Below are 11369 nucleotides of genomic sequence, written 5' to 3' on the forward strand. Positions count from 1 at the left end.
TATACAAATTCACAAACGAAGGGAATTGACGATTCACTATTCACTATCAATTATCAACTTTAATCCTTATTTTTGTACCTATGGATTACCCTAGTAAAGTATTGGCAAAGGCAGTGGACGAGATTTCCGGGCTGCCAGGAATTGGCAGGAAAACGGCTTTGAGATTAGCATTACATTTGTTAAAGCAGCCCAATTCCAGAGCCGTAAGCCTTGGAAACTCCCTGATCAATCTTGTTAATGAAATAAAATATTGTAAAGAATGTCACAATTTCTCGGATTTTGACATTTGTGAAATATGCAGCAATGAAAAGAGAAATGGAGAACTGATCTGTATCGTTGAAGATGTACGGGATGTAATTGCCATAGAAAATACAGGAAAGTATACAGGGAAATATCTGATTCTTGGCGGTAAAATTTCTCCGATGGAAGGAGTAGGGCCTGGCCAGCTGAATATTCCAAGTATTGAAAAGAAACTGAATGACGGAAAGGTAAAGGAATTTATTTTTGCTTTGAGTGCTACGATGGAAGGAGACACTACAGCTTATTATATTTACAAGAAATTTAAAAACTTCAATGTGAATTTCTCCAGTATTGCAAGAGGAATTTCTGTAGGAGATGAACTGGAATATGCTGATGAGATTTCTTTAGGAAGATCTATTATCAACAGGCTGCCATACAACGAAAAGGATTAATATGAAGCTGTCCGTTATTATAGTTAATTACAACGTCACCCAATTGCTAAGAAGCTGCCTCCTGTCCCTAAGGAAGTATATACAGGATATAGAGTATGAAGTAATGATGATTGATAATGCTTCAACAGATAGTTCCTGGGGAGATCTTATTCCTGAGTTTCCCGAAGTACATTTTATATCATCTGAAACCAATGGCGGGTTTTCAAAAGCCAATAATCAGGCTGTACAAACTGCGAAAGGAGAATATATATTGCTTTTGAATCCTGATACGGAATTGGAGGGCTTTTATATGAAAGAATTGCTGGATTTTGCAGATGCGCAGGCTTCATTCGGATGTCTGGGCGTAAGAATGCATGATGCAGAAGGGAATTTTCTTCCTGAAAGCAAGCGCTCAGTTCCGGATATGTTTAATTCTTTTGAAAAGCTCTTTACCAATTTTAAAAAAAACAACTCGAAATCTTATTACAGAAATGATATAGAAGAAAATGCGGTTGCAGAAGTGGAAGTTCTCACCGGAGCATTTCTATTGGCTAAAAAAGACGTTTATGAGAAAATAGGAGGATTGGATGAGGCTTATTTTATGTACGGAGAAGATATCGATCTCTGCTATACCTTTCTAAGAAACGGATATAAGAACTTCTATTATGGAAAAGTTTCTATTCTTCATCATAAAGGAGAAAGTACAATCAAAGATGAATTATATCTCAACAGATTTTACGGAGCGATGCAGATCTTTATTGATAAGTATTATAAGGAATCGAAGCCTTTACAGTATTCTTTTTTGAAAGCAGGATTAAAGCTCCGGCATCAGATTGAAAAGATCAAGCTAAAATAAAAAAGCAACTCAATTGGAGTTGCTTTTGTTATATGTAAGATGATATTCTTCTTATTTTACCGGAGCAGGAGTCTGTGCCGGAGTTGTTGTAGAAGAAGCAGGAGCTGACTGTTTTGCAGGAGCTTCTTTCTTAGCTGGCTGCTGTTGTGCAGGAAGTGCCTGAGACGGCTTACCTGTAATAACAACGCTTAAAAGGATAAGAACAATGATAGTTCCGCCTAGAGTCCATGTTGCTTTTTCCATGAAATCATTGGTTCTTTGTACCCCGAACTGTGCAGATGATGCACCTCCGAATGTACTGGAAAGGCCTCCTCCTTTTGGATTTTGTGCCATAACGATAATTACCAATAAAACACTGGCAACCATAACAAGAACCATCAATAGTGTAAATATAGTATCCATTAATTCTGATATCTTTTTGAATGGGCAAATTTAATCTTTTTTTACTGAATGACAAAAAAAGATGTCGCCAAATGTTGATAAAAATAAAAACGGCAACAATTGTTGCCGTTTTTTCTATAAAAATAGGATGTTGTTATTTAAAATCAGCATCTGTAGCCTTATTGATCTCATAAGACTTTACAGTCATGGTCATGTCCATTCCCATCTGGCTTACAGAGATGGTAAAAGGCATTTTTACACCTTCAACATCTTTATAATTAGAGAATGTTGTCGGAATTGTCATTTCTTGACCTTTAGCTTTTACCTTTTTAGTTTCTCCGGTTTTTAATCCTGTTGCAACGCTGTAGTAATACGTAGTATTTCCACCTTTAATGGCGTAAGAATCTTCACCTCCGATTTTTTCAATTCCGCCTAATTTATAATCAGCAGATTTTGTAAATCCTAATTCTTCGAAAATTTCAGAATTTTTTTGTTTTTCAGCAATTTCTTCCGGTGTGATATCCACTCTTTGTCCCATTTGCATAGAATAACCGGTTTTTCCATCGAAAACCTGCTTCTGAACAACCTGTCCCATTGCTGTTACAGTGGTAAGCTCCTTTCCGCCTTGTGCTTTAACGATTTTAAAATCGATGTTTTGTCCCTGCATAGACATGGAAGCATTGGTTGTATAAGAAGTGATCTTTGCCAGATTAGCCTTTCCTCCGATAGCATTGATATACTTGTCAACAACAGAGGCAACCGTTACATTGGCATCCACTTTTTGTACAGTTGGTTTCGCAACAGGGTTAGCTTCCTTATCGAAATATTTTACAGGATAGCCCAGTTTTTCCAATCCTTCAGAAATATCAGATGCTTTACCAGCGATGAAAATTCTGCTTTGGTTAGGTAGTATGGTAGCTTTTACAGCATTGGAAACATCTGCAGCCGTTACTTTATCAATAGATTTTAAGTAATTGGTATAGAAATCAGCAGGTAAATCCTGAACTTTTTGGTTTAAAGCAAATCTTGCAATGGTAGCCGGCTGCTCCAAAGACATGATGAAAGATCCTTTCAGTTTAGCTTTAGCATTGGCTAATTCCTCAGGTTTTACAGTAGAAATAGCATTAAGTTCATTCATGAATTCTTTAACAGCTTTGTCTGTAACCTCATTTCTTACGCTTGCACTTGCAGAGAATTGTGGAGAGTACTTGCTGGCAACCATACTTGAATAAGCCCCATAGGTAAATCCGTTTTTCTCACGAAGATTCATGAAAAGTCTGGCTTCACCACCGCCGCCGAGAATATAGTTGGCGATTGTTGCAGGGAAGTAGTTCGCATCTTTCATTTTCAAAGTGTTCAGGTTGTTTAAAGAAACAACAGACTGTACTGCAGAAGGAACATCTACTACGTTGATCTCCGTTTTCGCAACATTAGAAGCAGGTTCTAACTGTGCAATAGGTGTGTTCGCTTTTTTCCAGCTACTGAAAGCTTTTTCAATCAAAGGTTTTACCTGGTCAAACTTCACGTCTCCTACAATTACTAAGTAAGCATTGTCCGGAGCGTAGTATTTTTTATAAGTGTTCTGAACGTCAGCAAGCTGGATTTTATTGATAGACTCAACCGTTTCAAATTCACCTCTTGATGTGTTTTTTCCATACATCAAAGCGTTGGAAACTTTTGAAGCAATAGAAGATGCATTTTTTTCTTCAGACTTTAATCCCTCGATAGCTCTTTCTTTAGAGTTTTGAATTTCTTCAGCAGAGAATTTAGGATTAATAATGGCATCAGCCATCAGTCCTAATACTTCAGGGAAATATTTTGAAAGTGAATTGGCAGAAGCACCTCCTGAAGAGAAATTAAGGTTCGCTCCAAGGTAGTCTACTTTTTTGTTGAAATCATCTTTGCTGATGTTGGTTGTTCCGTTTTCGAACTGTTCAGCCATAATTTCGCTTACTCCGGTTACTGCTCCTTCGTTGTACGGAGGTCTGTCCATAGAAAGGCTTGCGCTTACTCTTGGTAATTTGTTGTTCTCAACCACCATTACTGTAAGACCGTTGCTTAGCTGGAAAGTTTTTGGCTTCGCAATGTTAATTACAGGAGTAGGTCCTGGTTTTGGCATTGCATTAAGATCTATTTTTTGTGCTGAAACCATTCCTGTAAAGAAAAATGCTGCAGCTATATATGTTAATTGCTTTTTCATTTGTAAAAATTTAATTTTTAATAATCATATTATCACCTAAGAAGTTGAAATGATTACTTTTTCTCAGGTACGTAATTGATGACTATTCTTTGGTTGGAATTAAGATACTTTTTAGCTGCATTCTGAAGATCCTGTCTGGTGATAGATCTGTAAATGTCGATTTCTTTGTTGATCAAATTCGTATCCCCCATCAATACATGGTTGGTTGCCAGTGAAGCAGCAATTCCCTGAATGCTTGAGTTGGCATTTACAAACTGGTTTTCGTACTGGTTCTGAAGTTTTTGATAATCTTCTTCAGAAATTAAAGTCGTCTGAAGTTTTTTGATCTCAGCATCAATGTCAGCCTGTAAAGCCTGCTTTGTAGTCTGTCCCATAGGAATGGCGAAGAACGCAAAAATACTGTAATCTTCAAGCCCCTGGTTGAAAGCAGCTACCTGAAGCGCTTTTTTGTCCTGGTCAACTAATTTTTTATATAAAACAGAAGATTTTCCATTGCTTAAGTAAGAAGAAAGCATATCCAAAACATAAGCATCTTTCTCTTTGTTAGCAGGAGTTCTGTATGCAAATACATAAGCCGGAAGCTGGATATTCGGGTCAGTAGCAGTTACTTCTTTTTCCTGTGTGATAGGAGTTTCTTTCGGGAAATCTTTTGGATAAAGGGTTCCTTTTGGAATGCCTCCGTAATAGGTTTCAATCCATTTCTTAGTCTGTTCAGGTTTGATATCTCCTGCCACCACTAAAGTAGCATTATTCGGAACGTAATATTTCTTGTAGAACGCCTGAAACTCTTCTAATTTAGCAGAGTTCAGATCTTCCATAGAACCAATTGTTGGCCAGTTGTATGGGTGATTGGTAAATAAATTTTTCTGAATAGTCGTGAAAAGATTTCCGTAAGGCTGGTTATCCATTCTTAATCTTTTCTCTTCTTTTACAACCTCTCTCTGCGTATCCACACCAATCTGGTTGATTACAGCGTGGCGCATTCTTTCTGCTTCCATCCAAAGTCCAAGCTGTTCGTTATTGGAAGGAAACGTTTCGTAATAATAAGTTCTGTCATTAGTAGTGTTGGCGTTGTTCTGACCTCCGTTGGAAGAAACGATTTTAAACCAGTCTCCTCTTTTGATGTTAGGAGTTCCTTCGAATAAAAGGTGTTCAAAGAAGTGAGCAAAACCAGTTCTGCCTTTTATTTCATCTTTTGCACCTACATGGTACATTACACCCGTCGTTACAACCGGTGCCGAGTTATCCTGATGAAGAATTACGTGAAGACCATTGGGAAGGTCATACTCTTCGAATTTGATTTGCTGTGCATTCAGCATTAGCCCGAAGAAAGCTACGGCAGCAGCAGAAATAAGTCGCTTTTTCATAAAATTTAGAAATTGTTTATCAATTAGTATGAAAAGTGAATTAAATGTTACAAAATATATTGAAATATATGATTGCATTGAAAAAATTTTCAGAAATTAAAAACTAAAATGAATGGTGAATGGTGAATTCGCTTGTGAATCTTTTACGTTTTGTATTAAGTTTTTGGGAATACATAATTTTTCTTTACAGTTAAGTTTAACAATAGCCATTCACCATTCACTTGAGAAGCAAAACTGACCATTGACAAATACTATTAGTACAATCTTACTACTTCAAATCCCTAACTTCTTTATGAAAGTTTGAATTCTGCTCCGAATACCTTAATTTTGTGTTCCCAAAATTTTTTGCTGTATGGACTATTTGAAAGGACTCAACGAATCACAATATGAAGCCGTTACCTCTTTACAGGGACCTCTCATGGTACTTGCCGGAGCAGGTTCCGGGAAAACGCGTGTATTGACCATGCGTATTGCCCATTTAATACACAACGGAATAGACCCTTTCAATATCCTGGCGCTTACCTTTACCAATAAAGCGGCACGGGAAATGAAAGAACGTATCGCGAAGGTAGTAGGAGACAGCAATGCGAGAAGCCTTTGGATGGGAACATTTCACTCCGTTTTTGCAAGAATTCTGAGAATTGAGGCTCATTATCTCGGATATCCTTCCAATTTTACCATCTATGATCAGCAGGATGCCCTGAATGTGATTAAAAAAGTTCTGAAGGATATGAATATCGATGCCGATCTTTATAAACCTAAAAAAGTTCAGGCAAGAATCTCAACCTATAAGAATAATCTGATTACCGTAAAAGCTTATTTCAATAATCCTGAACTGATGGAAGCGGATGAAAAAGCGAATATGAAATTCATCGGGCAGATTTATCAGAAATATGTGGATCAGTGTTTCAGAAACGGATCTATGGATTTTGATGACTTGTTGTTGAAAACCAATGAATTATTAACCCGTTTTCCGGAGGTATTGGCGAAATATCAGGACAGATTCCGATACATCATGGTAGATGAGTACCAGGATACGAATCATTCTCAGTATCTTATTGTAAAAGCATTGGCTTCAAAATTTGAGAATATCTGTGTGGTAGGAGATGATGCACAGTCTATCTATTCTTTCCGTGGAGCGAATATCTACAATATCTTAAACTTTAAAAAAGATTATCCTGATGCTATAACGGTATCTCTGGAGCAGAATTACCGTTCCACACAAAATATTGTAAATGCAGCGAATGTTGTTATTGCTAAAAACCTTCAGCAGTTTAAGAAAAATGTATTCAGTGATAATGAAGAGGGGGACAAGATCAAAATTTACCGTTCTCTTTCTGATGCTGATGAAGCGAACTTTGTGGCAGGAAATATCTGGGAACTTCGTAACCGCGATCAGAGGAAATACAGTGATTTTGCCATTTTATACAGAACCAACTCTCAGACCCGTGCTTTTGAAGACGCACTGAGACGTAAAAATATTCCGTACAAAGTATATGGAGGTCTTTCTTTCTATCAAAGAAAAGAAGTAAAAGACCTTATTGGATACCTTCGTCTTCTGATCAATGAAAATGATTCGGAAGCATTGATGAGGATTATCAATTATCCGGCAAGAGGAATTGGAGAAACAACACAGAATAAACTGATCGTTTTTGCGGATGCCCACAATATTGCGGTTTCAAAAGTATTGGAAAATCTTCCGATGTATGCACCGCAGCTAGGTCTGAACAATGGAGTTTTAAACAAACTGAACGATTTCTGGTCCATGATCAAAGCTTTTCAGGTATTGCTGAAAACAGAAACAGCTTACAGTGTGGCTATGGAAGTAGCAAAGCGAAGCGGATTAATCAAGTTTTTAAAAGATGACCAGACTCCTGAAGGGATTTCCAGAGTAGAAAACGTTCAGGAATTGATGAACTCCATGCAGGGGTTCATTGAAGAGCAGATGCAGCTTGAAGACGGAGATCCGAGTCTTTCCAACTTCCTGGAAAATATTGCCCTTTCTGCAGATACTCAGGATAAAGAGCTGGAAGATGATATGGTTTCTCTGATGACCATTCACCTTTCAAAAGGATTGGAATTCCCCGTGGTTCACCTGGTAGGGCTTGAAGAAAACCTTTTCCCAAGCTTTATGAGTTCAGCCACCAGAGAAGATCTGGAAGAAGAGAGAAGATTATTCTATGTAGCATTAACAAGAGCCGAAAAACAGGCTTTCTTCTCCTATGCTGTTTCACGTTTTCAATGGGGAAAAATTACGGATGCTGAGCCTTCAAGATTTTTGAGTGAAATAGATGATGAGTATATTGAATTCCTTAATCCTGCTTTGGAAAAAAGATTTATCAATAATTCAGGAGTGAAATCCAATATTTTTGATGAACATCCTTCTGAAATAAAATCTTTCAAAAAGGTTGAAAAGAAGACTATTGACAGAGGTGATACTTCCAAACCTGCTCCTGAAGTAAGAAAACTGAAACCGGTAAGCACGGCTAAAATTATCAATCCAAGCGGAGCTTCTTCTCAGGATATTGAAGTAGGTGATAAAGTGAGACACGACCGTTTCGGAATAGGAGAGGTGACTTTCCTGGATGGAACAGATCCTCAGAATATCAAAGCAAAAGTAGTTTTCATGCATGAAGGAGAGAAAAATCTGATCCTGAAATATGCTAAACTGACTAAGATTTAATTTCAAAATAAAAATATAAAAGAAACGGATTCAATTTTTGGATCCGTTTTTTTATTTGAACGCGAAGCTCGCAATGTGATTATCTAGATCTACTATTTTCGATCGCGAAGGCGTTGCACTTAGCAAAGACAAATCCTCTGCTGAACGAAGTGCCGTTGCAACCGGAAGAATAATCAATAAGCAGTTTATTTCTTCGCGTGCATAGCGTTTTCACTATTTGTTTTGAAGTTAACCTTTTATAAAACAATGTTTTGTATGTGTGTTACCTTAATTTATCATAACTTTAAATGAGGGATAGAAAGAAACGATAACTGTTTTTTACAAAAACAAAGTCTATTGGTTTTGTAGACTAATAAATATATTTTACATTTGCACCTTGTAAAAAACATAAATGTTAATCAAATTCTAACCTATGATAAATAAGAAAACTATTCTTTCGGCCTCTGTTTTATTTTTTCTCGGCGTGTTTACTTACGGACAGGAAAAAGACAGCATAAAAGCACATAAAGACACCATAAAGACCAATAATGTAGAAGAAGTGGTAGTATTGGGTTCAAGAGCCGGTGCAAGATCTAAAACAGACAGCCCGGTTCCCGTAGATGTATTCAATGTCAAAGAATCTTCAATTATCCTTCCACAAACCAATATCGGACAAATTCTGAATGCGGTTGCTCCTTCATTTACTTCTACAATTCAAACGAATTCAGATGGAACAGATCACCTGGATCCTGCACAGTTAAGAGGTTTGGGACCAGATCAGGTTTTGGTTTTGGTAAATGGAAAAAGAAGGCATACTTCAGCATTGGTGAATGTAAACGGAACACCAGGAAGAGGAACTGTTGGTACAGATTTGAATGCTATTCCTTCTTTTGCTTTAAACAGAATTGAAGTATTAAGAGACGGAGCTGCTGCACAATACGGCTCTGATGCCATTGCCGGCGTGATCAATCTTGATCTGAAAAGAGATACAGGAAAACTTGCAGGACAGATCAGCTATGGTGGAAACCTTACCCCAGCGGCTAATGACCATACCGGGGATTTTGACGGACAGAATATTCAGCTGGATTTAAACTATGGGAATAAAATCGGTACTAAAGGTGGTTTCTTTAATATTACCTGGTCTTCACAATTCAGAAATCCAACGTACAGAGCAGGTACTGAAAGTGGAAAAATCTACAACGCTTATAATGCGATTGAACAACGTGCCTTGAATGACGGAGTCAATCTTTCTTCTCTTTTTACCAATATAAATAATACTCCCAATTCACAGCAGATTATTGATTATGTACATCAGTATGCTCAGGGAGTAAACTATTTTAGTGCAACTCAGCTCTCTGATATACAAAATGCAAATACATTCAAAGACATTACAGATGCCTCAGGGAATGTTCTTCAGAAGGGACTTTGGTCTTTACTGAGTGCTGATGTGACAGATCAGGAACTGGCTTACAGAGGACAGGGCAGAAAGGATTTTAATATGCAGGTAGGACAATCTAAACTGAATAATCACCAGCTTTTTGTGAATGCAGAAATCCCTGTAAGTGACAACTGGAAAGTGTATACTTTTGGAGGATACAGTTTAAGACATGGAACTTCCGGAGGATTTTACAGAAGACCTAGAGAAAGCAGAACTTTTACAGGATTGTATCCTAACGGTTATCTTCCACAGATCGGAACAGATATTCAGGATATTTCATTAGCAGCGGGAATCAAAGGAAACTGGGAAGGATGGAATATTGATTTCAGTAATACGTACGGACAGAATTCATTTACCTATAATATTCAGAATACAGGAAATACCTCAATGCGTTTTGCTTCACCAAGAGAGTTTAATGCAGGAGGGCTGAGATTTTCTCAAAATACGATCAATTTAGATTTCTCTAAAAAATATGATGTGTGGGAAGGAATCAATGTAGCATTTGGAGCAGAGCACCGTTATGAGAATTTTGAAATTACTCAGGGGGAAGAAGCTTCATATGCAACCTATGATGTTTCAGGAAACGTATGGAACGGAAATTCTGTGAGACCTACAGATTTCTTCGGAGCATTACTTCCGGGAGGATCGCAGGTATTCAACGGATTTAAACCAGGAAATGCCGTGGATAAAAACAGACAGTCGGTAGCTGCCTATGCAGATATTGAATTTAACTTTACCAACTGGTTATTGGTAGATGCTGCAGCGAGATATGAAAACTATTCAGATTTTGGTTCTACATTCAATTATAAGTTGGCTTCAAGAATCAAGGTAGCACCTGATTTCAATGTGAGATTTGCAGGTTCTACAGGATTCAGAGCACCATCTATCCACCAGATTTATTATAATGTAACCTCTACATTGTTTACCAATAATCAACTTTTGGAAGTAGGAACTTTCAGCAATGATTCTCAGCTGGCAGGATTGCTGGATATGCCAAAACTGAAACAGGAAACTTCCAAATCAGCAAGTGTAGGATTTACTTACAGAATTCCTTCGGCAGGACTTAGTTTTACTGCAGACGGATATTTCACGAGAATTGATAACCGTATCATCCTTACTGACCAGTTCTTAAGAGCAAGTGTTCCTCAGAAAGCTCAGGAGGCTTATGATCAGTTGGGAATCAATGCTGCCCAGTTCTTTACCAATGCCATTGATACAGAAACAAAAGGAGTAGATGTAGTGATTTCACATCATGCAAGATTCTCAGGATTTAAACTGGATAATAACTTTGCCATTAACCTTAATAAAACAAAACAGGTTGGTGATATCCATTCTGCAGGGCTTTTACAGTCGCCACAATTGGAAAAAGTTTATTTCTCTGAAAAATCGAGAGTATATCTTGAAGAAGCTGTACCAAGAGTGAAAGCCAGTCTTTCGCACACACTTTCATGGAAGAATGCAAGCTTGTATCTGAGAAATACCTACTTCGGAAAAGTGACAGGTGCTGATATTATTGATGTGAACGGAGACGGAATTATTGATTTTAATGAACATCAGCAAATCGGAGATAAGATCATTACCGATCTATCTGCGGCCTATCAGTTTACCAAAAATGTAGGACTGACTTTAGGGGTAAACAATTTGTTTGATATCTATCCAACAAAAAACCTTACCGCTTCTACCAATAACGCCCAGTTCATCTATTCACGTTCCACTTCACAGTTTGGACAGAACGGAAGATATGTTTTTGCAAGATTGAATTTCAATTTTTAAATACATACAAAAGATAATGCT

The 11369-nt window shown here is 37.5% G+C and carries 7 protein-coding genes; 4 read left to right on the forward strand and 3 right to left on the reverse strand.

Features of this window, described 5'->3' with window-relative positions; translation table 11 throughout:
- Positions 1 to 80: 80 nt before the first annotated feature.
- Complete coding sequence (recR, locus tag C8D70_RS15240; protein ID WP_076596214.1) at positions 81 to 692, forward strand: recombination mediator RecR; 612 nt, start codon at positions 81 to 83, stop codon at positions 690 to 692.
- Positions 688 to 1527, forward strand: coding sequence for a glycosyltransferase family 2 protein (locus C8D70_RS15245; protein WP_110367845.1), 840 nt, complete (start codon positions 688 to 690; stop codon positions 1525 to 1527). The genes recR and C8D70_RS15245 overlap by 5 nt, the downstream gene beginning before the upstream one ends.
- Before the next feature lie 51 nt (positions 1528 to 1578).
- On the opposite strand, the gene secG is transcribed toward C8D70_RS15245, so the two are convergent.
- The 3 genes from secG to C8D70_RS15260 form a co-directional block, all read right to left on the reverse strand.
- Complete coding sequence (gene secG, locus C8D70_RS15250; protein WP_076596216.1) at positions 1579 to 1929, reverse strand: preprotein translocase subunit SecG; 351 nt, start codon at positions 1927 to 1929, stop codon at positions 1579 to 1581.
- A gap of 133 nt (positions 1930 to 2062) precedes the next feature.
- Complete coding sequence (locus tag C8D70_RS15255) at positions 2063 to 4108, reverse strand: M16 family metallopeptidase (RefSeq protein WP_110367846.1); 2046 nt, start codon at positions 4106 to 4108, stop codon at positions 2063 to 2065.
- Positions 4109 to 4161: 53 nt separating this feature from the next.
- The gene (locus C8D70_RS15260) at positions 4162 to 5475 is read right to left on the reverse strand and encodes a M16 family metallopeptidase (protein WP_110367847.1); all 1314 of its coding nucleotides are present in this window, start codon (positions 5473 to 5475) and stop codon (positions 4162 to 4164) included.
- Positions 5476 to 5827: 352 nt separating this feature from the next.
- On the opposite strand from C8D70_RS15260, the gene C8D70_RS15265 reads away from it, so the two are divergent.
- Both C8D70_RS15265 and C8D70_RS15270 read left to right on the forward strand, forming a co-directional pair.
- Positions 5828 to 8158, forward strand: coding sequence for an ATP-dependent helicase (locus C8D70_RS15265; protein ID WP_076596219.1), 2331 nt, complete (start codon positions 5828 to 5830; stop codon positions 8156 to 8158).
- 412 nt (positions 8159 to 8570) lie between these two features.
- Positions 8571 to 11348 carry a TonB-dependent receptor plug domain-containing protein gene (locus C8D70_RS15270; protein ID WP_110367848.1) on the forward strand — a complete coding sequence of 926 codons (2778 nt, stop codon included), beginning with the start codon at positions 8571 to 8573 and terminating at the stop codon, positions 11346 to 11348.
- The last annotated feature ends 21 nt before the right edge of the window (positions 11349 to 11369 follow it).

The sequence above is a fragment of the Chryseobacterium sp. CBTAP 102 genome (assembly GCF_003201365.1).
Lineage (GTDB): Bacteria > Bacteroidota > Bacteroidia > Flavobacteriales > Weeksellaceae > Chryseobacterium > Chryseobacterium candidae.

Bases quoted from the DNA above. Each gene is read 5' to 3' on its own strand.
- recR (WP_076596214.1), top strand. From the start codon at position 81: ATGGATTACCCTAGTAAAGTATTGGCAAAGGCAGTGGACGAGATTTCC.
- C8D70_RS15260 (WP_110367847.1), bottom strand. From the start codon at position 5,475: ATGAAAAAGCGACTTATTTCTGCTGCTGCCGTAGCTTTCTTCGGGCTA.
- C8D70_RS15255 (WP_110367846.1), bottom strand. From the start codon at position 4,108: ATGAAAAAGCAATTAACATATATAGCTGCAGCATTTTTCTTTACAGGA.
- C8D70_RS15265 (WP_076596219.1), top strand. From the start codon at position 5,828: ATGGACTATTTGAAAGGACTCAACGAATCACAATATGAAGCCGTTACC.
- C8D70_RS15270 (WP_110367848.1), top strand. From the start codon at position 8,571: ATGATAAATAAGAAAACTATTCTTTCGGCCTCTGTTTTATTTTTTCTC.
- secG (WP_076596216.1), bottom strand. From the start codon at position 1,929: ATGGATACTATATTTACACTATTGATGGTTCTTGTTATGGTTGCCAGT.